This window comes from Siccirubricoccus sp. G192, from assembly GCF_019084075.1.
Classification (GTDB): domain Bacteria; phylum Pseudomonadota; class Alphaproteobacteria; order Acetobacterales; family Acetobacteraceae; genus G192.
In genome coordinates this window covers 1,602,627-1,625,406 of the sequence record NZ_JAHREN010000001.1, presented here as the reverse complement: position 1 = coordinate 1,625,406, position 22,780 = coordinate 1,602,627, and the positions used below count along the sequence as shown (strand labels likewise).

18 protein-coding genes and 4 pseudogenes are annotated in these 22,780 nt (G+C 71.2%); 7 read left to right on the top strand and 15 right to left on the bottom strand.

Features of this window, described 5'->3' with window-relative positions; genetic code table 11:
• Positions 1-176: 176 nt before the first annotated feature.
• Positions 177-1,409: an MFS transporter gene (locus KSF81_RS07695; protein ID WP_217378478.1), complete on the bottom strand. Its 1,233-nt coding sequence runs from the start codon at positions 1,407-1,409 to the stop codon at positions 177-179.
• Positions 1,410-1,665: 256 nt separating this feature from the next.
• On the opposite strand from KSF81_RS07695, the gene KSF81_RS07690 reads away from it, so the two are divergent.
• Positions 1,666-1,878: a hypothetical protein gene (locus tag KSF81_RS07690; RefSeq protein WP_217378477.1), complete on the top strand. Its 213-nt coding sequence runs from the start codon at positions 1,666-1,668 to the stop codon at positions 1,876-1,878.
• Positions 1,879-2,083: 205 nt separating this feature from the next.
• Here KSF81_RS07690 and KSF81_RS07685 read toward each other — a convergent pair whose 3' ends face one another.
• The 6 genes and pseudogenes from KSF81_RS07685 to KSF81_RS07665 all read right to left on the bottom strand — a co-directional run.
• The gene (locus tag KSF81_RS07685) at positions 2,084-2,683 is read right to left on the bottom strand and encodes a DUF4142 domain-containing protein (protein WP_217378476.1); all 600 of its coding nucleotides are present in this window, start codon (positions 2,681-2,683) and stop codon (positions 2,084-2,086) included.
• 113 nt (positions 2,684-2,796) lie between these two features.
• The gene (locus tag KSF81_RS07680) at positions 2,797-3,078 is read right to left on the bottom strand and encodes a PGPGW domain-containing protein (RefSeq protein ID WP_217378475.1); all 282 of its coding nucleotides are present in this window, start codon (positions 3,076-3,078) and stop codon (positions 2,797-2,799) included.
• Positions 3,075-4,112, bottom strand: coding sequence for a DNA adenine methylase (locus KSF81_RS07675; protein ID WP_217378474.1), 1,038 nt, complete (start codon positions 4,110-4,112; stop codon positions 3,075-3,077). Before KSF81_RS07675 ends, KSF81_RS07680 begins: the two co-directional genes overlap by 4 nt.
• A gap of 31 nt (positions 4,113-4,143) precedes the next feature.
• Positions 4,144-5,574 carry a dihydrolipoyl dehydrogenase gene (gene lpdA / locus KSF81_RS07670; protein WP_254453411.1) on the bottom strand — a complete coding sequence of 477 codons (1,431 nt, stop codon included), beginning with the start codon at positions 5,572-5,574 and terminating at the stop codon, positions 4,144-4,146.
• A 176-nt stretch (positions 5,575-5,750) separates the two neighbouring features.
• On the bottom strand, positions 5,751-5,933 hold the full coding sequence (locus KSF81_RS31325) for a hypothetical protein (RefSeq protein ID WP_309139758.1): 183 nt from the start codon (positions 5,931-5,933) through the stop codon (positions 5,751-5,753).
• A 134-nt stretch (positions 5,934-6,067) separates the two neighbouring features.
• Positions 6,068-7,120 (bottom strand): annotated as a pseudogene (locus tag KSF81_RS07665) (MFS transporter); the annotation flags it as partial.
• On the opposite strand from KSF81_RS07665, the pseudogene KSF81_RS07660 reads away from it, so the two are divergent.
• Positions 7,119-8,048: pseudogene (locus tag KSF81_RS07660) on the top strand (tripartite tricarboxylate transporter substrate binding protein); the annotation flags it as partial. The pseudogenes KSF81_RS07665 and KSF81_RS07660 overlap by 2 nt on opposite strands.
• Before the next feature lie 61 nt (positions 8,049-8,109).
• The gene (locus KSF81_RS29260) at positions 8,110-8,304 is read left to right on the top strand and encodes a hypothetical protein (protein ID WP_254453410.1); all 195 of its coding nucleotides are present in this window, start codon (positions 8,110-8,112) and stop codon (positions 8,302-8,304) included.
• Positions 8,305-8,492: 188 nt separating this feature from the next.
• Here KSF81_RS29260 and KSF81_RS07655 read toward each other — a convergent pair whose 3' ends face one another.
• The 3 genes from KSF81_RS07655 to KSF81_RS07645 are packed head-to-tail and all read right to left on the bottom strand — an operon-like array spanning position 8,493 to position 11,331.
• A complete protein-coding gene (locus tag KSF81_RS07655; protein ID WP_217378473.1) occupies positions 8,493-9,560 on the bottom strand; it encodes an FAD-dependent oxidoreductase in 1,068 nt (355 codons plus the stop codon).
• 19 nt (positions 9,561-9,579) lie between these two features.
• Positions 9,580-10,266, bottom strand: coding sequence for a methyltransferase domain-containing protein (locus KSF81_RS07650; RefSeq protein WP_217378472.1), 687 nt, complete (start codon positions 10,264-10,266; stop codon positions 9,580-9,582).
• 6 nt (positions 10,267-10,272) lie between these two features.
• Positions 10,273-11,331 carry a type III polyketide synthase gene (locus KSF81_RS07645; protein WP_217378471.1) on the bottom strand — a complete coding sequence of 353 codons (1,059 nt, stop codon included), beginning with the start codon at positions 11,329-11,331 and terminating at the stop codon, positions 10,273-10,275.
• Positions 11,332-11,438: 107 nt separating this feature from the next.
• Here KSF81_RS07645 and KSF81_RS07640 point away from each other — a divergent pair.
• From KSF81_RS07640 to KSF81_RS07630, 3 genes and pseudogenes are all read left to right on the top strand, one after another.
• Positions 11,439-12,690: pseudogene (locus KSF81_RS07640) on the top strand (putative DNA modification/repair radical SAM protein).
• A complete protein-coding gene (locus KSF81_RS07635; protein ID WP_217381605.1) occupies positions 12,690-14,183 on the top strand; it encodes a UdgX family uracil-DNA binding protein in 1,494 nt (497 codons plus the stop codon). The pseudogene KSF81_RS07640 and the gene KSF81_RS07635 overlap by 1 nt, the downstream one beginning before the upstream one ends.
• A gap of 157 nt (positions 14,184-14,340) precedes the next feature.
• Complete coding sequence (locus KSF81_RS07630) at positions 14,341-16,311, top strand: diguanylate cyclase domain-containing protein (RefSeq protein WP_217378470.1); 1,971 nt, start codon at positions 14,341-14,343, stop codon at positions 16,309-16,311.
• Positions 16,312-16,404: 93 nt separating this feature from the next.
• Here the strand turns inward: KSF81_RS07630 and glf are convergent, their stop codons facing one another.
• From glf to nth, 3 genes and pseudogenes are all read right to left on the bottom strand, one after another.
• On the bottom strand, positions 16,405-17,577 hold the full coding sequence (gene glf, locus KSF81_RS07625) for a UDP-galactopyranose mutase (protein ID WP_217378469.1): 1,173 nt from the start codon (positions 17,575-17,577) through the stop codon (positions 16,405-16,407).
• Positions 17,570-18,799 (bottom strand): glycosyltransferase, encoded by a 1,230-nt coding sequence (locus tag KSF81_RS07620; RefSeq protein WP_217378468.1) that lies wholly within the window; start codon positions 18,797-18,799, stop codon positions 17,570-17,572. The genes glf and KSF81_RS07620 overlap by 8 nt, the downstream gene beginning before the upstream one ends.
• A gap of 221 nt (positions 18,800-19,020) precedes the next feature.
• A pseudogene (gene nth, locus KSF81_RS07615) lies at positions 19,021-19,673 on the bottom strand (endonuclease III).
• A gap of 131 nt (positions 19,674-19,804) precedes the next feature.
• Here nth and KSF81_RS07610 point away from each other — a divergent pair.
• The gene (locus KSF81_RS07610; protein WP_217378467.1) at positions 19,805-20,314 is read left to right on the top strand and encodes a DUF2244 domain-containing protein; all 510 of its coding nucleotides are present in this window, start codon (positions 19,805-19,807) and stop codon (positions 20,312-20,314) included.
• A 144-nt stretch (positions 20,315-20,458) separates the two neighbouring features.
• On the opposite strand, the gene KSF81_RS07605 is transcribed toward KSF81_RS07610, so the two are convergent.
• Together KSF81_RS07605 and lnt are read right to left on the bottom strand one after the other, a co-directional pair.
• Positions 20,459-20,908 carry a helix-turn-helix domain-containing protein gene (locus KSF81_RS07605; RefSeq protein WP_217378466.1) on the bottom strand — a complete coding sequence of 150 codons (450 nt, stop codon included), beginning with the start codon at positions 20,906-20,908 and terminating at the stop codon, positions 20,459-20,461.
• A gap of 138 nt (positions 20,909-21,046) precedes the next feature.
• Complete coding sequence (gene lnt / locus KSF81_RS07600) at positions 21,047-22,645, bottom strand: apolipoprotein N-acyltransferase (protein ID WP_309139502.1); 1,599 nt, start codon at positions 22,643-22,645, stop codon at positions 21,047-21,049.
• Between the last annotated feature and the right edge of the window lie 135 nt (positions 22,646-22,780).

The window sequence follows — 22,780 nt, the reverse complement described above, 5'->3', positions numbered from 1 at the left end:
TATGCCGCGCGACCAGAGCGCGAGCTGCTCCTGCAGGCTTGTCGTGGGGGGGGGCCGTCATGGGGCTGGCTTCATAGCGTTCGGGCCTCCTTCCGTGGCGGCGCCGTCACCCTGCACGGAAACCGGTTGGCTCCGGCCGGGCATATTGCGCCCGCCGCGCAGGGTCAACGCGGCCGCTACTCCGCCGCGGCGGGCGCGGGGGCCGGCGCGGCCCAGAGTTCCGGCTGCAATTCCTCCGGCCGGTCCGGGAAGAGCAGCGCGCAGGCCAGGGTGATGGCACCGAAGGCGGCCAGCACCACCATGGGCAGGGCCAAGTTGCCCGTCGCCTCGTGCAGGAAACCGACCAGCGGCGAGGCGATGGCGGCGCCGAGGAAGCCGATGGTGAAGCGCACCGAATAGAGCTTGGCCCTGAGCGCCGGCGCCACGTAGCGCGCCGTCATCGTCTCGTTCACCGTCACCTGGCCGAAGATGGAGGCCGCCATCAGCGCCGCCAGCGGCAGCACCGCCCAGCCCTGCACCATGGAGAGCAGCAGCAGGCAGGGCACCTGCACCAGGGCCAGCGGCAGGAAGACCCGCTTCAGGGTATAGCGGTCGATCATGTGGCCGACGGTGAACTGGGTCAGCCCGCCGCAGAGCGTCGCCAGGAAGGCCAGCATCCCCACCACCGGCAGCAGGTCCGGGGAGGCCGCCAGCCGCTCCTGCATCAGCTTCGGCAGAAGCAGGGTGAAGGCGTTGAAGACCAGGCCGGAGACGGCGGCGATGGAGAGCAGCACCATCACTGCCCGCCGCACCACCGCCGGCGGAATGGTCGGGAAGGGTTTCTGCGGCCCGCCGGCCTTGGCCATGTCGAGCGCCGGCTCCCGCAGGTAGAGCAGCCCCACCAGCATGCAGAGCGCGCCTGGCAGCAGGAAGGCCCAGTGCCAGCCGGCCCGGGCGGCGATCAGCGCCGTTATCACCGGCGCGGTGGCGACGCCCATATTGCCGAAGACGCCATTGATGCCGACCGTGCGGCCCACCCTGGCGCCGGCCGCCTCCACCAGCATCGCCGTGCCGATCGGGTGGTAGATGGCGGCGAAGCAGCCCATGACGGCCAGCGCCAGGCCGAGGGTCAGCGGCGTATCCGCCAGGCCGGCCAGGATCATGCCGCCGCCGGTGCCGAGGAAGAAGGTCGCCATCATCGGCTTCCGCCCGAAACGCTCCGCCAGCCAGCCCATGGGCAGGGCGCCGAGGCCATAGAGCACGAACATCCCGGTGCCGAGCGCCAGGATCGGCCCGTAGTCCTGCCCGAAGGCCGCCGGCGCCCCCGCCACGATGCCGAGCACCGCGGTCGCCAGGATCAGCAGGCAGTAATGGGTGAAGACATGGGCGATATTGATGAAGGCGATCTGCCGCGTGGCGGGATCCTGCATGGTCCGTTCCCTCCAACCCTGGCCGCATCCCGGAAAGGCGCGATGCCGGCGGCTGGCGGGTCATTCTGCATGCCGGCAGGCCACCGGTGAAGCCCCTGCCTGTTCGGCCCCCAATTCGGGGGTTGCGCATCGTCAAGACGTGGCCGTATTGACCGCAGTTCTGCTTGCATCACGTATGCGTGCTGTATACGATTTGCACTGGCCTGTTGCGTTGAGCCGGTATGCCCCCGCATGCCGGTTGGGGGGAGAAACGGCCATGCAATCGCAAGTTTTCCAACACGGCATCCTGGGCTTCATCGCCCTTGCCACCTTGTTCTGGCTGGATCTGCTGCCCTTCGGCTTGCTGGGCCAAGTGGCGATGCTGCTGCTCGCCTGGGCAGCCTTCTCCACCCTGCTGGTCGCCTTTTTTGGTGCCTGGATAGCGATTGCCCGCGGTCGCCATGCGCGACGGCTCTCGCCAGGACGCTGACGGCCCAGCCACGGCGGGTAAGCCCTGAACCACGCTTGCGGGGTTCGGCGCCAGTTCCATGCCCTCTGCCCCGTGCCGCCGCGGCACGAACCTGCCATCCCCCCGATCCCTGCTGCATCGGCCAGGCGCACGGCCCCCTGCCCCGGCTTGGTTGCAGAACGAATGCTTCCCGTCCCGGGCCGCTCCAGCCCGGGGCGATCACGCTCTACCCCTGCGTCGAACGCTGCAATTGCTGCGCCTGCTGCAGATGCTGCTGCAGGGTCGGCAGGGTCTGCGAGGCCCATTGCTTCAGCGCCGCATTGTCGCCGGACTGCCCGTAGTTGCGGAACATGTCCACGGCCATCTGATGCGCCTGCACCTGCTGCTGGGCATAAAGGCGGTCGAACTGCGCGCCCTGCGCGCCCTGCAACTGCTGCACCATCGCCTGGTGCCGCTGGTCGAGGCTTTGCGGCATCTGCAGGCCGCTGAGCGGCGCGGCGGAGGCCTGACGGATCATCTGCTGGAGCTCGGTGGTGGTCTTCTGGTGGTCGCGCACCATGTGCTGCGCGAATTCCTTCACCTGCGCATTCTGCGAGCGCTGCTCGGCCAGCCGGCTCGATTCAATCTCGAACATGTCGCTCACTGCCGCCATGCGCACGAATTCCGTGGCATTGACGACCTCGGCGCGGGTGCCGGCGGCGGGCGTGCCACCCTGCGACTGGGCATTCTGTGCCTGTGCCGCCCGGGAGCGCTCCGGCTGGGTCTGGGCGAAGGCAGGGGCGGCTATGATGATCGCCGTCGTCGCGAGCAGGGCGAGTTTCCGCATGGGTGAGGCTCCTGGAGCGGCCGCGGGGACGGCCTGCCCCAGGAACGGCCGCCAGGGGCCGGGGTTCGTCCTGGCCCCGTATGGGTCGGCGCCTTTGGGTCAGCGCCCTTGAGTCAGCGCCGGGGCAGGCGCCGCCGCAGCCGCTCCGATTGCCGCTGGCCCCAGAGCACCATCCGCGCCTCCAGCGCCTCCACCCCTTCCACCTGGCGCGGCCAGCGGCCCCGCAGGCGGTCCATGCCGCGCCGTGCCCAGGAATACTGGTCGCGCAGCACGAAGAGGCCGAGCGCCAGGAACAGCACGCCCTGCAGCACCGGCAGCACGGTGCCGAGCAGGCCGAGGAACAGCAGCGTGAAGCCCGCGCATTTGCGGGTCCAGGACGGGTTGCAGGGCATCATGCGGCCCGCAGGTCCAGCTTGCGGTCGCTGGCGACGAACAGGAATTCGGTATTGGTCAGGTGGCCCACCGTGCCGACCTTCTCGCCCTTCGGGTTGTGGATGCCGATCTTGGCGCCGACATAGCGGCCATGCGGGATCTCGACCACCTGGAGATGCCCGCGCGCCGCCAGCATCGCCTCCAGCGCGGCGCGGCCGAGATAGCCCTCGTCATTGAAGGACACGACCAGGGTCGGGCAGCGCAACGCCGCGATGGTGCGCTCCAGCGCCGGGCCGATGCCGGGGCGGCTGTTGAAGGCGGAGATGCGGGTGCGGCAGTCGCTGCGCTTGCAGGCCACGCCATAGACCTCGGGCTGATCCCACCGCACCAGCGTCTCCCACACATGGTAGTTCCGCAGGTAGGAATGCTGGTTGTAGGGCGGGTCGAGATAGGCCAGGTCGCAGTCGAGCGTGGCGGCCACCGCCTCCGCCTCGCCGCAGAAGGCCGCCGAGCCACCGGCCGCCGGGCGGGGCAGCAGGGCGGGCAGGCGGAGGGTCAGCGGGTTCAGCGCCCGCGCCGCCCAGCGCTTCATATAGGCCATCTGCAAACCGGCGGTGGAATCCACCCGGTCGGCGGCTTCCAGCAGCGCGGTGAGCAGCACCGCCTCCAGCTCCGGCTCGGCGCCCATGCCGGCGATCGCCTCGCGGATCGCCTCCACCTTCTCGCCATTGGAGGGGTGCAGGAAGCGGGACTGCACGCAATAGGTCTCGGTGAACCAGCCGGCGCGGCCGGGCAGGCGTTGCAGGTCGGCGAGGATCTTCCGCGCCGTCTCCGCCCAGCGCTCCGCATCCGCCTGGACGTAGCAGGTGGCGAGGATATGGGCGAAGGCGTTGTGGTCGTTCGCCAGCACGCGGTAGCCCGCGCCCTTCAGCGCATGGCCGACCCGGGCGGTGCCGGAGAAGAGATCCGCCACCACCGCCCCCGGCGCCGCGGCCAGGCCGATGGCGCGCAGGATCCGCGGCAGCAGCAGGCGCTTGGAGCCGATGTATTTGATCATGCGGGCCCGGCGCCGCCTCGCGCGGAAGGCTTCAGATGTGCAGCGCCCTGCCGCCCACCGCCAGCGCCGCCTCCTTCACCGCCTCGTTCAAGGAGGGATGCGCGTGGGAGGTGCGGGCCACATCCTCGGCGGAGGCGCCGAATTCGATGGCCAGCACCAGTTCCGCGATCAGGGTGCCGGCATCCGGGCCGATGATATGCGCGCCCAGCAGGCGGTCGGTCTTCGCATCGGCCAGCAGCTTCACGAAGCCGTCCGTGTCGCCCATGGCCCGCGCCCGGCCATTGGCGGTGAAGGGGAATTTGCCGGATTTGTACGCCACGCCCTCGGCCTTCAACTGCTCCTCGGTGCGGCCGACCGAAGCGACTTCCGGCCAAGTGTAGACCACGCCCGGAATCGCCTCGTAATTCACATGCCCCGACTGGCCGGCGATCAGTTCGGCGACCGCGACGCCCTCCTCCTCCGCCTTGTGCGCCAGCATCGGCCCGGCGATGACATCGCCGATCGCCCAGATGCCCGGCACGCTGGTGGCGTAATGCGCATCCACCTGCACCCGGCCACGCTCATCCAGCGCCACGCCGGCGGCATCGAGGCCGAGGCCGGCGGTCAGCGGGCGGCGGCCGATCGCCACCAGCACCACATCGGCGCGGAGTTCCTCGGCCGGGCCGCCGGCGGCCGGCTCCAGGGTCAGGGTCACGCCGTCATTGCCGGCGCGGGCGCCCGTCACCTTGGTCTTCAGCCGGAACTTGAAGCCCTGCTTGGTCAGGATGCGTTCGAAGGCTTTCCCCACCTCGGCATCCATGCCCGGCACGATGCGGTCGAGGAATTCCACCACCGTCACCTGCGCGCCGAGCCGCCGCCAGACGCTGCCGAGCTCGAGGCCGATATAGCCGCCGCCGATCACCACCAGGTGCCCCGGCACCGCCGTGAGCTCCAGCCCACCGGTGGAGGTGACGATCCGCTGCTCATCCACCTCGACACCTGGCAGGGGAATGCTCTCGCTGCCGGAGGCGATGACGATATGGCGCGTGGTGTGGGTTTCCTCCCCCACCGCGACCTGGCCGGGCGCGCCCTGGCCAGGGGCGGCGACGATCCGCCCCTCGCCCTTGAGCCAGGTGATCTTGTGCTTGCGGAAGAGGAATTCCACGCCCTTCACATTGGCGGAGACGACCTCGCCCTTGCGCGCCTGCATCCGCGCGAGGTCGAGCGTCACGCCGCCATCCAGCAGCACGCCGTGATCGGCCAGCTTGTGCGCGGCTTCCTCGAAATTCTCCGAGGATTGCAGCAGTGCCTTGGAGGGGATGCAGCCGATATTGAGGCAGGTGCCGCCCAGCGTCTCCCGCCGCTCGACGCAGGCCACCTTCAGGCCGAGCTGCGCGGCACGGATGGCGCAGACATAGCCGCCCGGCCCGGCGCCGATCACGATGACATCGAAGGTGGGAGGCACATCGAGGCTGTCGGGCATGGCGCTTCCGCAACTCCTGGAGGCGAAAAGAGTGCCGGAAACTGGCCCCAACCGATGCCCAGCGCAAGCCCGCCGGCTGCCGGACCACAGGGGATCGCGGTGTTCCGGGCCGCAGCCCGGCCCGCCTCACGCGGCCGGCCTCGCTCCCCGGGCCGGGAAAGCCGGCGCGGTTCCAATCAGGGCAGCGCCGCGCTCCCTCCTGCCCTGGCGCCCACCCCGCCATGCTCCCGCGCCAGATGGCTCTCGATCCGGGTCTCCGGCAGGAACCAGGCGGAGACCAGGGCCAGGATGAAGAAGCCGGTGACATACCAGAAGAAGCCGCTCTCGATCCCCCCGGCTCTTGAACCAGAGCCCGACATATTCGGCCGTGCCGCCGAACAGGGCATTCGCCACCGCATAGGGCAGGCCGACACCGAGCGCCCGCACCTCCCCCCGGGAACAGCTCCGCCTTCACCAGCCCACTGATCGAGGTGTAGCAGGAGATCACCGCGAGCCCCGCCAGGATCAGCAGCCCGGCCTCCACCGGCGCGGTGACATGCGACAGGAAGGAGAGCAGCGGCACCGTCATCAGCGCCCCGAGCAGGCCGAAGATCAGCAGCATGGTCCGCCGCCCGACATGGTCGGCGATGCTGCCGAAGACCGGTTGCAGGCACATAAAGACGAACAGCACCACCGCCATGGTGGCGCTGACGGTGCGCACCGGCATCCCCGCGGTATTGACCAGGTATTTCTGCATATAGGTCGTGAAGACATAGAAGCTGAGCGACCCACCCGCCGTCAGCCCCATCACCAGCAGCACCGGCCGCGGATGCTGCCGGATCAGCGCGAGGAGCGAGCCCGCTTCCGGCCGGTGCGCCTTCTCGGCGCTCTGCGTCTCGTGCAGGCTGCGGCGCAGGAACAGGGCGACGACCGCGGCCAGGGCGCCGATGACGAAGGGGATACGCCAGCCCCAGGCGCGCATCTCCTCCGTGGTCAGCAGCGCCTCCAGCACTACCAGCACCAGCACCGCCAGCAATTGGCCGCCGATCAGGGTCACGTACTGGAAGCTGGCATAGAAGCCACGATGCCCGGGCTGCGCCACCTCGCTCATGTAGGTGGCGGCGGTGCCGTATTCGCCGCCGACCGAAAGCCCCTGGACCAGCCGGGCCACGGTCAGCAGCACCGGGGCGGCGACGCCGATGCTGGCATGGGTCGGCAGCACCGCAACGGCCAGCGAGCCGATGCTCATCAGCAGCACGGAGACGATCATGGAGAAGCGCCGCCCGCGCCGGTCGGCCAGGGTGCCGAACAGCCAGCCGCCGAGCGGCCGCACCAGGAAGCCCGCGGCGAAGATCCCGGCGGCGTTCAGCAATTGCGTGGTGCGGTCGCCCGAGGGGAAGAAGGCCGGGGCGAAATAGAGCGCGGTGAAGGCATAGACGTAGAAATCGTACCACTCGACCAGATTGCCCGAGGAGGCGCCGACGATCGCCAGGATGCGGCGGCGGCGGTCGGCGGCCTCGTCCAGCGGCACGGCAGCGGCTGTGGCGGCGGATGCGTAAGCGGCCATGATGTCCTCCGGGGCGGGGCCTCCGGTGCCTTGCAACGCGGCTCCCGGCTTCCGGTGCCCCGAGGCTTCCGGCCTCCCGGGCTTGGCCCGCCCGGGGCGCCTTCACAGGCGCCCCGCCGCCCGGCATCCTGCCGCCAGCAGCCGGAACCACAGACGTTCCGCAACCCAGGGAGAGTGCCTGATGCCGGATACCACCCGACCCAGCCTGCCGCGCCGCGCCGCGCTCGGCCTCGCCGCCGGGGCGCTTGCCGCGCCCCTGGCCGCGCCTGGCCTCGGTCGTGCCCAGGGGCGCTTCCCGGACCGCCCGATCCGCCTGATCGTGCCCTGGCCGCCCGGCGGCTCGGCCGATGCGCAGCTCCGCTCCCTGGCCGAACTGGCCGGCCGCAAGCTCGGCCAGAACATCGTGGTGGAGAACCGCTCCGGCGCCTCCGGCACCATGGGGGCCATGCAGCTCGTCACCCAGACGCGGCCGGATGGCTACACCATCAGCCAGATGCACATGTCGATCGTCCGCCGCCCCTATATCGTCCGCAACCCGCCCTGGGACGTGAACAAGGACTTCACCCATATCATCGGGCTCACCGGCTGGCTCTTCGGCATTTGCGTGAAGGGCGACGGGCCGATCAAGAATTGGGCGGACTACCTCGCCTATGCGCGGGCCAATCCGGGGCGGCTCACCTACACCACCTCGGGCATCGCCACGACCAACCACCTGACCATGGAGGAACTCTCGGCGCGCGAGAAGATCGAGCTGGTGCATGTGCCCTACCGCGCCTCCAACGAGGCGGCGGTGGCGGTCGCCTCCGGCGAGGTGATGAGCGTGGCCGACAGTTCCGCCTGGGCGCCGCTGGTGGATGGCGGGCAGCTTCGCCCGATCTGCGTCTGGACCGCGGAGCGTTCGCCGCGCTTCCCGGATGTGCCGACGCTCCGCGAGCTCGGCTATGACATGGTGGTGACCTCCCCCCTATGGCCTCTCCGGCCCCAAGGGCATGGACCCCGGCGTGGTGAAGATCCTGCACGACGCGCTGAAGGAGGCGCTCTTCGACCCCGCCAATGCGCGGGTGCGGGAGCAGTTCGACATGCCGCTCGAATACTACGACACCGCGGCCTATCGCGACTTCATCGCCCGCCGTGCCGAATACGAACGCATGATGGCGGAGCGGCTGAACCTCCGCATCGATTGAACGGGCACCTCCCGGCCCACAGGTGGCGGGTCCCTCCATCCTCTCCCGCCGGGCCGCACCTGGCCTGGCGGGCGCCGCATTGGCGCGCCGCTGGCCCGGTCCACGATCGGCCAGGCGCGCTTCCTACGAAAAGCGCATGGTGGCGAAGCTGCAACCCGGCATCCACTGATACGGAAGGGTTTTCCGCTTCAGGCCGCCAGCCGGGTCCGCCGCGCCACCAGCCGCGCCGCGCCGGGGCTCACCGCGGTGGCCGCGACCAGCAGCCGCGGCGCCCGTTCCAGCAGCCCGCCCGCGGCGCCGGCCCAGCGCATCGGCGCGGCGATGCGGCGCTGCCAGGCGGCGTGGAACCCGGCGGCCTCCTGCCCCGCCAGGATCGCCACCGCCGCCGCCAACCCGGAGAGCAGCGCCATCGCCACGCCCTCGCCGATGCAGGAGGGGATGACGGCGGCCTGGTCGCCCACCCGGTAGAGTCCCGCCGGCCCGGCCCCGCTGCGGTGGCGGAAGCCATAGGGCACGGCGGCCACCGCCAGGGGCCGCTCCCAGGCCGGCTGCGCCCCCGCCAGCAGCCGCGCCGCCAGCGCCGAGCCCGCCGCCACCCGGGCCAGCAGCGCCGGGGCATCCTGCGCCGCCGCGCCCGCCTCGCCATGCAGCGCGGCACAGAGATTGGCGCCGCCGCCGGGCAGCGGCTGCAACCCGGCATAGCCGCCGGGGAAGGGCAGCAGCAGCACCTCCGGCGGCAGGTCCAACCCGCGCAGATGCAGCTTGAGGCCGAGCGCGCCGCGCGGCCTGGCCTCGCGCGGATGCCCGCGCAGCGCATGCTTGCCGGTGGCGAGGATGATCCGGCGGGCCGCCACCTCGCCCGCGGCGCTGCGCAGCCGCCAGCCCTCCGGCATGGTCTCGGCGCCGAGCACGGTGGTGCCGCAATGCAGCTCCGCCCCGGCCGCCCGCGCCGCCTCGCGCAGCGCGCCGTCCAGGATGCGGCGCGGCAGCGCCCAGGCCGGGAAAGGCAGCCGTACCGCCGCTTCCCGCCTGCCTGCCGCGACCCGCAGCCGGTGCAGCGGCAGGGCGCCGAGGCCCGGCAGGTCGAGCCCGACCCGCGCCAGCGCGACAGCCGCATCGGGGCCGAGGAATTCGCCGCAGACGCTCTCCTGCGCCACCGCCGCCCGTTCCAGCAGCAGCACCCGCGCCCCGGCGCGGGCGAGCGCGATGGCCGCCGCGCAGCCTGCCGGCCCGGCGCCGATCACCGCGATCGTCACGCGCGGATTTCCGCGACAGTCACGCGCGGATGCTCCCGACCAGCCAGCGGAAGGGGAAGGTCCAGCGGATCTCCGCCGCCACCCCGGCCGCCGCCAGCAGCCGCGCCCAATCCGCGCGGATGAAGCTGCGGGCGATGGAGACGGTGCTGTCATGCACCACCATCGGGTCCATGCGCAGCGCCCGCACCGCCGCCCAGACGAAGCCCCAGGGCAGCGGATGCCGGTGCAGGTCGCTGATGAGCCAGCCCAGCCGCGCCCGCGCCTCGGCCCATTGCAGGAAGCGCACCAGCACCGGGTCCGGCAGGTGGTGGGTGAACAGGCTGCACAGCACCACATCAAAGCGCTCGGCGGGGTCAAGGTCGAAGAGATCGGCGGTGATCCAGCGCGCCGGGGTGCCCGCGGCCAGGGCATAGCGCCCGGCCCAGGGGCTGCGGTCGAGCCCCACCAGTTCCACCACCACGCCGCGCTGCGCGGCCCATCGGGCAATCGCGCGCAGCATGTCACCGCCGCCGGCGCCGACATCCAGCACCGAGAGCCGCGTGGCGCCGGTCCGTGCCACCAGCCGGTCCAGCCAGCGCAGCACCGGGCGATAGGCCAGGCTCATGCGGTTGATGCGCGCCAGGTCGCGCAGCGCGGCGGCGAATTCGGCCTCGGTCGCGGCCGCGTCGTCCATCCATTCCGCGGCGCTGCTGCGGGCGTGGAGCATGGCGCGCTACACCGCCGTGAAACGCATGGTCTCGGCCGAGAGCCCCGGCCCGAAGGCCAGCGCGCAGCCACGCTGCCCCGGCCTGGCCGTGGCCAGCATCCGTTCCAGCACGAACATGACGGTGGCGGAGGACATGTTGCCATGCTCCCGCAGCACCGCGCGGCTGGAATCGAGCGCATCCTCCGGCAGCGACAGCCCATGCGCCACCGCGTCCAGCACGCTGCGCCCGCCCGGATGCACGGCCCAGAGCGCGTAGTCCGCGGCCGTCGCGCCGCCCAGGATCGCCGCGGCCTGGCCCGGCAGGGCGCGCGCCAGGGTCAGCGGTACGAAGCCGGAGAGCGTCATGTCGAAACCGTCATCGCCGATCCGCCAGGTGATCTGGTCGCGCGCCTCCGGCACCAGCGCGGCATGGAAGCCATCCAGCCGCAGACCCTGCGGCTCCGCCGTCACCAGCGCGGCGCTGCAGCCATCGGCGAAGAGCAGGAAGCAGAGCAACTGCTCGATGGCGGTGGAGGGTTGCAGGTGCAGGCTGCACAATTCCAGGTTCAGCACCAGGACCCGCGCGGCGGGGTCGCTCCGCACCGCCTGGCGCGCCAGCTTCAGCGCGTTGATCGCTGCCTGGCAGCCCATGAAGCCCACCACCGTGCGCTCCGTCGCGCCCGGCAGGCCGTAGCGGCCGATGATCCAGTGGTCGAGGCCGGGGGCGGCAAAGCCGGTGCAGGTGGCGAGGATGAGATGGGTGATGCGCGGCCCCTCCCGCTCCAGCCCCAGCGCGTCGCAGGCGGCGGCCGCCAGCGCCGGCGCCTCCGCCTCGAAGCGGGCCATGCGGGCGCCGGTGGAGGGGAAGCGGCCCAGCCGGTAGAAGCCATCCGTGGTGCCCGTGGCATCCGGCTCCGGCTCAAGCACCGAATAGCGGCGCGCGATCTGCGAGCGTTCCGCCAGGCGCGCGAAGGCGCTGCGGGTGCGCGGGTCGGTGATCTGCCGGCCGGCGAAGAGCCGGAAGGCGTCATGCACCTCGTGCGCGGGCACGGCGGTGGCGATGCGGTTGATATGGGGTTCGGTCACAAGGGGCAGATGGGTCCGGATGGCGGCGGTGCATCCCCGCTGGCGGCCGCTTGATCCGGGCATTGAGAAGAACATATAGTGAACACAAGAGGATATGGAAGGTTGGCATGGAATTGCGCCGGAAGCTGGAGATCCTCGCCGATGCCGCGAAATACGACGCCTCCTGCGCCTCATCCGGCACGGAAGCGCGGGACAGCCGGCAGGGCGGGCTCGGCAGCACCGAGGGCATGGGCATCTGCCATGCCTTTGCGCCGGATGGGCGCTGCATCTCGCTGCTGAAGGTGCTGCTGACCAATGCCTGCGTCTTCGACTGCGCCTATTGCATCAACCGTGCCTCCTCCAACGTGGCGCGCGCCCGCTTCACGGTGGCGGAACTCGTCGGGCTGACGCTCGATTTCTACCGGCGCAACTACATCGAGGGACTGTTCCTCTCCTCCGGCATCATCCGCTCGCCGGACTACACCATGGAGCGGATCGTCGGCGTGGCGCGCGAGTTGCGGGAGACGCACGGCTTCCGCGGCTATATCCACCTGAAGACCATCCCCGATGCCGACCCGGCGCTGCTGGCCGAGGCCGGGCGTTTCGCCGACCGGCTCTCGATCAATATCGAGCTGCCGCAGGAAGCCTCGCTGCGCAGCCTAGCGCCGGAGAAGGATTTCTCCGGGATTCGCCGCGCCATGGGCCGGATGCGCCAGCGCATCTCCGAGGCGGAGGAGGCGAAGCGCAGCAAGCACCGCGCCGCCGCGCCGCGCTTCGCCCCGGCCGGCCAGTCCACCCAGATGATCGTCGGCGCCGATGCAGCGGATGACGCGGCGGTGCTCGGCACCAGCGTCAACCTCTATGGCAGCTACCGGCTCAGGCGCGTCTACTACTCCGCCTATTCGCCCATCCCCGATGCCTCCCGCCTGCTGCCGCCCGCCGCGCCGCCGCTAGTGCGGGAGCACCGGCTCTACCAGGCGGATTGGCTGCTGCGCTTCTACGGCTTCGACCTAGCGGAGATCATGGCCGGCGGCGAGCGCGGCATGCTCGATCCCGGGATCGACCCCAAGCTGGCCTGGGCGCTGAAGCATCGCGGGGAATTCCCCCGTGGATGTGAACCGCGCCCCGCGCGAGAGGCTGCTGCGCGTCCCCGGCCTCGGCGTGAAGACCGTGGAGAGGCTGCTTGCGGCCCGCCGCCACCGCGCGATCCGGGCGGAGGATCTGGCGCGGCTGCGGCTCCCGCTGCCGAAGCTGCTGCCCTTCCTCGTCACCGCCGACCACCGGCCGCGCGGCGGCTTGCTGGACCGCGCCGACCTGCGCGGCCTGCTGCGGCCCCGCAGCGGCTTCGCCGCCCGGCCGGCGCAGCTTTCCCTGCTGTGATGCTCGGCATCCTGCTGCCCGGCCCCGCCGATTTTCCCGCCTGGCGTCAGGCGGCGCGGCAATTGCTGGCCGCCGCCATCCCGCCCGAGGCGGTGGAATGGCGCGTGCCCGGCGAGGCGCCGGGCCTGTTCGGTACCGAGGTGCCGCCCGCCGCCGCGGCGCCTGCCGGCATCGCCGTGCCGCGCGGTTTCGTGGAACTCGCGGAGGTGGCGATCCGGCACCGCGACCGCGAGCGCTTCGCCCTGCTCTACCGGCTGCTCTGGCGCATCGCCCGGGGTGAGCGCGAGTTGATGCAGGTGCCGACCGACCCCGATGTGGCGCGGCTGAACACGATGGCGAAAGCGGTGCGGCGGGACGCGCACAGGATGCACGCCTTCCTCCGCTTCCGCCGCGTCGAGATTGGGGTAGAGACTGGAGCCGGCGAGCGCTACGTCGCCTGGTTCGAGCCGGAGCACCACATCCTGGAGGCCGAGGCGGGCTTCTTCCTCCGCCGCTTCTCCGCCCTGCGCTGGTCCATCCTGACCCCCGAGGCCAGCGCGCATTGGGATGGCGGGACGCTCCGCCTTGGCCCCGGCGGCCGCCGCGCCGATGCCCCGCCGGAGGATGCCCATGAGGCGCTCTGGCGCGCCTATTACGCCAGCATCTTCAACCCCGCGCGGCTCAAGCCCGCCGCCCTGCGGGCAGAGATGCCGCTGCGCTACTGGCGCAACCTGCCCGAGGCCCGGGACATCCGCCGCCTGATGGCCGAGGCGCCACGCCGCGCCGCCGAGATGGTGGCGCGCGGCGCCACCCCGCCCGCGCCGCGCCGCCAGCGGAACATCCACCTGGCGACGCAGCCCGCGCCTTCGCCGGACGTTCCCGCCCGCATGACCCCCGACCTCTTCCCGCCGCATGCCGATGCCGTGGCCGCCCTCGCCGCGCTGCGCGAGCAGTTGCGCGCCAGCAACAGCCTGCCCACCTGGACCGCCGAGGCCACCCAGATGGTCTTCGGCGAGGGGCCGATCGGCGCGCCGCTGATGTTCGTCGGCGAGCAGCCGGGCGACGAGGAGGACATCGCCGGCCGCCCCTTCGTCGGCCCCGCCGGGCGGCTCTTCGACCGGGCGCTGGAGGAGGCCGGTGTGGCGCGCTCGGAGGCCTATGTCACCAACGCGGTGAAGCACTTCAAATTCAAGCCGACCGGCCGCCGCCGCCTGCACCAGTCGCCGGATGCCGGCGACATCGCGCAGTATCGCCCCTTCCTGAAGCGCGAGATCGAGATCGTCGCGCCGAAGCTGGTGGTGAGCCTGGGCGCCACTGCGCTGCGGGCGCTCACCGGCAAGCCACTGGCCATCAACAAGGTGCGGGGCGAGGTGATCGCCACCCCCGAGGGCCGCCCGGTCTTCCCGACCGTGCATCCCTCCTACCTGCTGCGGCTGCCGGATGCGGAGGCCAAGGCGCGGGAATACGGCCGCTTCGTGGGCGACCTGCGGCAGGCCTGGCGGGAAGTGGCCTGAGGGCGTCCGATCGTCCGGAGGCGAAGCCGGAAGGCGCGAATCGGCCGGCCAGATACAACCGCGTCCGGCCTGGCCCCGAGGGTAGAATTTCGGGAAAGGAATTAACCACGAATTAGTGATTAACTCCCCCGGCCTGCCATGGGGGGGAAGCTGATCGATGATGTTGCCGCCGCCACGGGATGCCGCCGGCTGGCGCGGGGCCTGCCGCTGGTGCCGCTCCCTGCCGCTGCGGGCCTCCGCCCTCATCGCCCTCGTCTGCCTGACCCTGATCGGCCTCGAAGCTTGGCATGAATGGAGCGCCCGCGACACGCAGCTCCGCGAAGCCGAAACCGCCATGGCCAATCTCGCGCGCTCCACGGTCCAGCACGCCGAGGACACGGTCGAGATGGCCGATACCGCCATGCTCGGGCTGGTCGAGCGGCTCGAGGCCGAGGGCACCTCGCCGGCCACCCTGGAACGTCTGCATCGCCTGCTGGCCGCCCGTGTCGCCGCCCTGCCGCGCCTGCGGGGCCTCTTCATCTATGGCGAGGACGGGGCCTGGCTGGCGACCTCGCAGGCCAGCATACCGCCCGGCGCCAACAACGGCGACCGCGAGTATTTCCGCCACCATCTGAACACCCTCGATCGCCAACCCTTCCTCGGCCCGCCGGTGCGCAGCCGGTCGGAAGGCCAGTGGATCATCCCGGTGTCCCGCCGCTTCAACCATCCCGACGGGCGTTTCGCCGGGGTCGTGCTCGCCACCATCGATGCCGAGTATTTCGCCAGGCACTACGCTGCCTACGACCTCGGCAGCCAAGGCTCGCTCGGGCTGCTCCGCCCCGATGGCACGGTCCTGGTCCGGCATCCCTTCGACGAGAATACCGTCGGGCGCAGCGTTGCGGATATCGACCTGTTCCGCATCCACCTGCCGCGCGCGACCTCCGGCGCCTACCGCTACGTCTCGCCGATCGATGGCATCGAGCGGATCAGCGGCTACCGCCGGAGCAGCCGCTACCCCCTCGTGACCCTGGCCGCCATGTCCCGGCACGAGGTCCTGGAGAATTGGCGTGGCGGCGCGTTGCTCCGCGTGACGGGCGTCGCCGCCCTGGCCGGGGTGATCGGTGCCCTCGGCTTCCGCCTCACCCGGCAGATCAGCCGCCGCCAGGAAGCCGAGCGGGCCCTCGCCGAGAGCGAAACCAATTTCCGGATGCTGGCCGAGAATTGCAGCGACATGGTCTCCCGCATCGGCGGGGATGGGGTGCGGCGCTATGTCTCGCCGGCCTCCAGCCGCATCCTCGGCCATGCGCCCGAGGAGCTGGTTGGCCGCCATGCGCAGGAGCAATTCCACCCCGACGACCTGCCCGCCGTGCACGCCGCAGGGGCCCAACTCAGCTCCGGCGAGGTGCAGGAGGCCACCATGACCTACCGCACCCGGCGCGCCGATGGTGCGGAGGCCTGGATCGAATCGAGGGTCCGGGTGGTGCTGGACCAGAAGACCGGCGCGCCGGACGGCGTGGTGGCGGTTTCGCGCGACATCACCGAGCGCAAGGCGCTGGAAGCTACGCTCGCCCGGCTGGCCATGCAGGATGGCTTGACCGGCCTGGCGAACCGCCGCGCCTTCGACAGCGCGCTCCACCGGGAGTGGCACCGCGCGGCGCGCGATGGCGCGCCCCTGTCCCTGCTGCTGCTCGATGTCGATCGCTTCAAGGCCTTCAACGACCGCTACGGGCACCAGGCCGGCGACGAATGCCTGTGGAGCGTGGCCCAGGCGGTCAAGGAAGCGGTGCACCGCTTCGGGGACCTGGCCGCGCGCTATGGCGGCGAGGAGCTGGCGGTGCTGCTCCCCGGCACCACCATGGCCGGTGCCATGGAGGTCGCGGAGCGGGTACGGGCGGCGGTCCAGGCGCTCGGCCTGCCGCATCTGGAAGGAGGCCCAATCGAGCTGGTGACCGTGAGCGTCGGCGTCGCCACCATCACGCCATTGGTCGATGGTCCGCCACCCGCAAGGCTCGTGGCCGCCGCGGATGGCGCGCTCTACCAGGCCAAGCACGATGGCCGCAACCGCGTCGTGGTGGCACCGATGCAGCCCGGATTCGACCCGGCGCCTCCCGCCGGGCCGGCTGCCGCGTGGTCCCTGGCGACTACCTGAAGCCCGCCGCCGGCTCGCAGGAATGGAAAAGGCCCCGCGGTGCCGCAGGCACCAAAGGCGGGCGGCGGGACCTTCCCGCCGCCCCCCGGGGCCTCAATCCCCCGCCGCCGCCAGCTTGCGCGCCGCCACCGCGTCATTCGCGGCCCGCGGCGGCAGGCTGGCATCGATGCGCTGGAAGGTCGCCAGCGCCTGGCCGACGATCTGGTCCATGTTGTAGTAGCGGTAGGTCGCCAAGCGGCCCACGAACCAGACATCCGGCGTCGCATCCGCCAGCGCCTCGTATTTCTTGTAGAGCGCCTGGTTCTCCGGGCGCGGGATTGGGTAGTAGGGGTCGCCCTCCGCGCTCGGGTATTCGTAGGTGATGCTGGTGAAGGGGTGCGACTGCCCGGTCATGTGCTTGTATTCGCTGACCCGGGTATAAGGCACGTCCTCCGCCGGGTAGTTCAGCGTGCCGGTCGGCAGGAACCGCTCCTGCTCCAGCGTGCGGTGCTCGAATTGCAGGCTGCGATAGGGCAGCTTGCCATGGCGGAAGCCGAAATACTCGTCCACCGGCCCGGTCCAGATCAGCCGCCGGTGCGGGATGCTGTCACGCACCTCGCGGTAGTCCACGCCGGTCTGCACCGTGATGTTCGGGTGCGCCAGCATGCGCTCGAACATCCGCGTATAGCCCTGCAGCGGCATGGCCTGGAAGCTGTCGGTGAAGTAGCGGTCGTCGCGGTTGGTGCGGGTCGGCACGCGCGCCGTGACGGATTTGTCGAGTTCCGAGGGGTCGAGCGCCCATTGCTTGCGCGTATAGCCGCGGAAGAAAAGCTCATACAGCTCGCGCCCCACCTTGGAGACGACGACATCCTCCGAGCTGCGGATCTCGGTCACCTTTTCCGCCCGCGCCGCCATCCAGTCCTCCACCTCGGATTCCGACAGCGACAGGCCATAGAGCCGGTTCACCGTGTCGAGGTTGATCGGCACCGGCACCCGCATGGGCTGGCCGGTGACGGGGCTGCGCACCTCCGCCAGCACGCGATGCTCATAGGGGTGCCATTGCGTGAAACGCGACAGGTGCTCGAAGACCTGGCGCGAATTGGTATGGAAGATATGCGGCCCGTATTTGTGGATCATCACCCCGGCCGCGTCGCGATGGTCATAGGCATTGCCGCCGATATGCGGACGCCGGTCGATCACCATCACCCGGTCGCCACGCAGACTGGCCAGCCGCTCGGCCAGCACGCTGCCGGCGAAGCCGGCGCCGACGATCAGCCAATCAAACATGCTGTGCATCCCCCGCCCGCGCGACCGGGGCGGAAAGCGGCAGGCCCGCCGCCGGGCGGCGCGTCGCGCTGCGCTGGCCCTCCTGCATCAGCGCGGCCATCGCCGCCCAGGTGCGGTCCCAGGAATTCTCGGCCAGCCTGCGGTCCACCCGCCGCAGCCAGGCGGCGCGCGGCCGGTCGAGCAGCGCGGCCAGCGCCTGCGCGAAACCCTCCGCATCGGCGGCGATCTCGACCAGCCCGGCCTCGCCCCAGTCCCGCACCACATCGGTGATCGGCGTCGAGACGATCGGCAGGCCGGCGGCGAGGAATTCCGGCGTCTTGGTCGGGCTGATGAAGCGCGTGCTCTCGTTCCGCGCGAAGGGCATGAAGCCGAGGTCCCAGCCCGCCAGGTAGCGCGGCAGCTCGGCGTATTTCTTCGGGCCCAGCCAATGGATATTGGGCAGGCGCGGCAGGCTCTCCGGCTCGATCTTCACCACCGGGCCGATCATCGCGAAGTGCCAGTCCGGCCGCGCCGCGGCGAGCGCGGCCAGGAGGTCGAGATCCATCCGCTCATCCACCACGCCGAAGAAGCCGATGCGCGGGCGGGGGATGCCGGCCTGGTCCTGCGGGTCCGGCTGCGGACCGCGCGCCACGGCGAAATGCGCGGCATCGATGGAGGAGGGGAAGCAATGCACATGCGGATGCCGGTGCCGCTTCGCCTCGTAGAGGCTGCGGCCGCCGGTGAAGACCAGGTCGGCCCGCCCGAGCAGCGCGCGTTCCAGCTCCAGCATGCGCGGCGGCGCGCCGCGGAAGGCCGAGAGCTCGTCCATGCAGTCATAGACCGTCAGGTCGGGGCGCAGATGCGCGGTGAATTCCAGCGCCATCGGCGTGTAGAACCAGGCAACCATCGGCCGTCCGGCCTCGGCCGCCAGCAGGTCGTCCAGCAGCCTCCGCTGCGCGGCGATGATGGCCGGGGGCTTCAGCCCCTCAGGCAGCAGCGGCACCACGACGGTGACGCCCTCCGGCGTGGCGTGGCGCTCAAGGCTCGGGACGATGCCGGGCCGGAAGATCGGCTCCTCGAAGAAGACCACGTCATGGCTGCGCGCCGCGCGGGTCAGCAGATGCTGCGGGCGCTGCAGCACGAAGTCCCAGCGAAGATGCGAAAGGCAGAGCAGCAGGGGCAGCGGCTTGCGGTCGGCGAGGCCGAGCATGGAGGCTGCGGTACCCGGTGGGGCATCGGTCATGGGTGGTCCCTTCGAAATCAAACCATGCAGGCCTGGAACCGCCAGCGGGAGATGCCGGCGGCGGGACGCGGCAGGCTGTTCGGCGCCTCGTGGCGCCGGGGTGAAATGCCTGGCCGATCGTTGACGGGTTTTAGAACGTCCCGGTCACGTCCCCGGTTTCTTGCTCGCCCGGATCGAAGGCGGTGGAACCGTTTTGGATATGGGGCTTGCTGGGCTTGCTTTCAACCTGCGCCCGTCGGCCCCGGCACCTTGTCGGCATAGTTGCACCAAGCCGCCGCGACGCAGCGCCAGCATTCCGGGGCGCGGGCCTTGCAGACATAGCGGCCATGCAGGATCAGCCAGTGATGCGCGTCCCGCAGCAGGGGGGGGCGGGGCAGCGTTCCACCAGCCCGTCCTCCACCTCCCGCGGCGTGCGGCCCGGGGCCAGGCCGGTGCGGTTGCCGATGCGGAAGATATGCGTGTCCACCGCCATGGTGTCCTGGCCGAAAGCCACGTTCAGCACGACATTGGCGGTCTTGCGGCCGACCCCCGGCAGGGCCTCCAGCGCCTCCCGCTCGCCGGGCACCTGGCCGCCATGCCGCTCCAGCAGCAGGCGCGACAGGGCCACGACATTGCGCGCCTTGGCCTGCCACAGGCCGATCCGGCGGATATGCCCGGCCACCCTCGCCTCCCCCAGCGCCACCATGGCGGCGGGGTCCGGCGCGGCGGCGAAGAGGCCGGGGGTGCAGCGGTTGACCGCCGCATCCGTAGCCTGGGCGGAGAGCACGACCGCGACCAGCAGGGTGAAAGGATCGTGATAGTCGAGTTCGGTGCGCGGCACCGGATTGGCCTCCGCTAGGGCCCGGATGAAGGCGGCGGCCTGCGCGGCCGGCATCCGCCGGGCACGGCGCGGCTGCCGGGCAGTGCCATGCAGGGCGGCGCCTGGTCGGGCGGCTTCGGGTTTTCGCGGCATCGGATCGGGTCCACCCATGGCGGGAGGGCAGCCCTATCCCATCTTGTTGCGTGATGTCAGCCCGCCGCGACCCTGTCCTGTTCGAGGCCATCTGCACCCCGCCCCGCAGCCTGGGGCGGCGCGGCATGCTGGTGGTCTCGGGCCTGCTGCTGGCCGGGCTGGCGGCCATAAGCGGGATCTGCCTGGCCCGTGGTGCCTGGCCGGTGCTGGGCTTCGCCGGGGCGGAAGCGGTGCTGGCGCTCGGCCTCATGGGGCTCTACCGGCGCTGGAGCCGGCGGGCGATGGAGGTGGTGGTGCTCACCGATGAGAGGCTGCTGATCCGCCGGATCGATGGGCGCGGCCGGCCGGATGAGGTGTCGCTCGACCCCTATTGGGTGCGGCTGGCCCTGGACGAGCGGCCCGGCCGGGCCAGCGCCCTGCTGCTGCGGAGCCGCGGCCGCAGCCTTGAGATCGGCCTCCTGCTGGGCGAGGAGCAGAAACGCAGCCTGGCGGAGGCGCTGGCCGCGGCGCTCCGGCGCTACCGGAACCCGGTCTTCGACAACCCGCAATTGCGGGAGGACTGATCCGGCGCCGCCTCGTGCGGTCCGGGCGGCCTGCATCCTGCCGGCCGATTCACGCCCTCCGGCTGCGCCTCCGGACGACCGGGCGGCTTGCATTTTGCCGGCCGATTCACGCCCTCCGGCTGTGCCTCCGGACGACCGGGCGGCTCAATCCGTCGGCGTCAGGCTCTTGATGAGTTCGAAGACCCGCTTGCGGACGGAGGAATCTGTGATCCGGTAATAGGCGCGGACCAGTTCCAGCGTCTCCCGGCGGTGCAGGGTGTCGTCCTCGAAGCTGTCCTGGCTATCGGCGAAGCCCAGCGCCCGGCGGGCGCCGCTCATGTTGCCGCCCATGGCATCCGGCAGGTCGTCGAAGAAGAAGCCGATCGGCACGTCCAGCACCCGCGCCAGGTCGAACAGCCGGCTGGCGCCGATCCGGTTGACCCCGCGCTCATATTTCTGGACCTGCTGGAAGGTGAGGCCCAGCGCCTCGCCGAGTTTTTCCTGGCTCATGCCGAGCAGGGTCCGGCGCAGCCGCACCCGGCTGCCGACATGCACGTCGATCGGGCTCGGACGGTGCTCGCGTGCGGTGCTTTCCACGATGTCGTCGCTAGCCATGTCCGTCCATCCCATCTCCGGCCGCCCTGACGGGCAGGCCCATGCCTTGGCGGGTGTCCTGGTGGATTCCGCGAGAGCGCCTCGCCCCACCATTGCAACCCTCGATACCCAGCGGTTTAAGGGAAAGGAAACGAAGCGTCAATAGTTTTGAGATTTCTCAATATTGACAACTCGCGCCGAAGGACCCGTCCCGGCCGCGGTTGCAACCCGCCGCCACCCGAGCAGACCGAGGCCGAGGCAAAACACCGCCAGCACACCCGGCACGATCAGCCCGAAGCGCGCGAAGGGCGTGGGCGGCCCGGCCCCCGGCAGCGGCGTGGAAAGCGTTCCGGTGGCGCCGAGCGGCAGCATGTGCAGGCGCCGCCCCCGCGCATCGAAGACCGCCGAGATGCCGGTCTGCGCCGCCCGCGCCACCGGCAGCCCCTCCTCCGCCGCCCGCAGCCGGGCCGCGGCCAGATGCTGCCAGGGGCCGGCGGAATGGCCGAACCAGGCATCGTTGGTGATGTTCACCAGCCAGTCCGGGCGGGGCTTCGGCGTGACCTCGCCCGGAAAGATCACCTCATAGCAGATCAGCGCGCCGAAGGGCGGCAGGCCGGGCGGGGCCAGGGTTACGGCGCCGGGGCCGGCGGAGAAATCCATGCCGCCCACCACCATGCGGATGGGAATCAGCCCGGCCAGTGGCATGTATTCCCCGAAGGGCACGAGATGCGCCTTGTCATACAGCGCCACCACCTCACCGGCCGAATCCAGCACCACCAGGCTGTTGAAGACCTGCCGCAGGGCGCCGTCAGGCCCCCAGACCCCTCGCACCGTGCCGCCGATCAGCATGGCTCCCGGCGGCAGCGCCGCCGCCGCCATGCGGCGGGCTTCCGGATCCTGGGCCAGCAGGAAGGGGCTCGCCGTCTCCGGCCAGATCACGGCGATACGGGAGCCCGGCGCGGCCTCGGCGGCGCGCGCCGCGGCCGCGGCGGTGAGGTCGAGGTAGCGCTGGAAGATCGGCAGGCGCTGGTCCTGCCGCCATTTCACCTCCTGTGCGACATTCCCCTGCACAAGCACCAATTCCACCGGCTGGAACGCCGGGTCGGGGGCCGCGAGCCGCCAGGCGCCGAAAGCGGCGAACCCGGCCAGTACCAGAACGCCGCCCGCCAGCACGCGGCGGTTGCCAAGCAGCGGCAGGCTTGCCAGTAAAACGGTCGCGAGCGAAAGCCCATGCACGCCGACCACCGCCGCGCCCTGCACCGGCAGGGCGGCGAAGGCCCAGACGCTGCCGATCAGGTTCCAGGGAAAGCCGGTGAAGGCCACGCCGCGCAGCATCTCGCTCGCCACCCAGGCGCCGGCGAAGCCCAGCAGCCGCGGCCAGCCCGGCGGCAGCGCCCAGGCCACCAGCACCGGCGGCACCACAAACAGCGCCAGCGGCACCGCGAGACCCGGCGCCGCTAGCGGCACCAGCCACCAGAAGGTCGCGACATCGGTCAGGATGGCATATGTCACCCAGTAGACCCCGGCCAGGTGGTGCCCGAAGCCCCAGGCGAAGCCCACCGCCGCCGCCCGCCGCCATCCGGGCTGCGCCCCGGCCAGGGCCAGCAGGCCGGGAAAGGCGAGCAGCAGCACCGGCACCGCATGCACCGGCGGCAGTGCCAGGGCGGAGGCCAGGCCGAGGGCGAAGGCGGCCAGCAGCGCCCGCCGGAACGGCAGGCCCGCGAGGCGGTCGAGGAAGCGCTTGAACACGACCCGCACCTGGGGTGGATTCCGCTCGCCTCGCGCGCGGAAGCCGTCCCAGCTTTCTGTTTTGGCGAGCAAATTACCCCGCTCGCGTGATTCGCTCGAACGGCGTTTGCTCTAAAGCAGATCGTGGCGCCGTGGAACTGCCGC

Excerpts from the sequence above, each read along its gene's own strand:
- KSF81_RS07695 (WP_217378478.1), bottom strand. The coding sequence starts at position 1,409 with ATGCAGGATCCCGCCACGCGGCAGATCGCCTTCATCAATATCGCCCAT.
- KSF81_RS07690 (WP_217378477.1), top strand. The coding sequence starts at position 1,666 with ATGCAATCGCAAGTTTTCCAACACGGCATCCTGGGCTTCATCGCCCTT.
- KSF81_RS07685 (WP_217378476.1), bottom strand. The coding sequence starts at position 2,683 with ATGCGGAAACTCGCCCTGCTCGCGACGACGGCGATCATCATAGCCGCC.
- KSF81_RS07680 (WP_217378475.1), bottom strand. The coding sequence starts at position 3,078 with ATGATGCCCTGCAACCCGTCCTGGACCCGCAAATGCGCGGGCTTCACG.
- KSF81_RS07675 (WP_217378474.1), bottom strand. The coding sequence starts at position 4,112 with ATGATCAAATACATCGGCTCCAAGCGCCTGCTGCTGCCGCGGATCCTG.
- lpdA (WP_254453411.1), bottom strand. The coding sequence starts at position 5,574 with ATGCCCGACAGCCTCGATGTGCCTCCCACCTTCGATGTCATCGTGATC.
- KSF81_RS31325 (WP_309139758.1), bottom strand. The coding sequence starts at position 5,933 with ATGTCGGGCTCTGGTTCAAGAGCCGGGGGGATCGAGAGCGGCTTCTTC.
- KSF81_RS29260 (WP_254453410.1), top strand. The coding sequence starts at position 8,110 with ATGGACCCCGGCGTGGTGAAGATCCTGCACGACGCGCTGAAGGAGGCG.
- KSF81_RS07650 (WP_217378472.1), bottom strand. The coding sequence starts at position 10,266 with ATGCTCCACGCCCGCAGCAGCGCCGCGGAATGGATGGACGACGCGGCC.
- KSF81_RS07635 (WP_217381605.1), top strand. The coding sequence starts at position 12,690 with ATGCTCGGCATCCTGCTGCCCGGCCCCGCCGATTTTCCCGCCTGGCGT.
- KSF81_RS07630 (WP_217378470.1), top strand. The coding sequence starts at position 14,341 with ATGATGTTGCCGCCGCCACGGGATGCCGCCGGCTGGCGCGGGGCCTGC.
- glf (WP_217378469.1), bottom strand. The coding sequence starts at position 17,577 with ATGTTTGATTGGCTGATCGTCGGCGCCGGCTTCGCCGGCAGCGTGCTG.
- KSF81_RS07620 (WP_217378468.1), bottom strand. The coding sequence starts at position 18,799 with ATGACCGATGCCCCACCGGGTACCGCAGCCTCCATGCTCGGCCTCGCC.
- KSF81_RS07610 (WP_217378467.1), top strand. The coding sequence starts at position 19,805 with ATGTCAGCCCGCCGCGACCCTGTCCTGTTCGAGGCCATCTGCACCCCG.
- KSF81_RS07605 (WP_217378466.1), bottom strand. The coding sequence starts at position 20,908 with ATGGCTAGCGACGACATCGTGGAAAGCACCGCACGCGAGCACCGTCCG.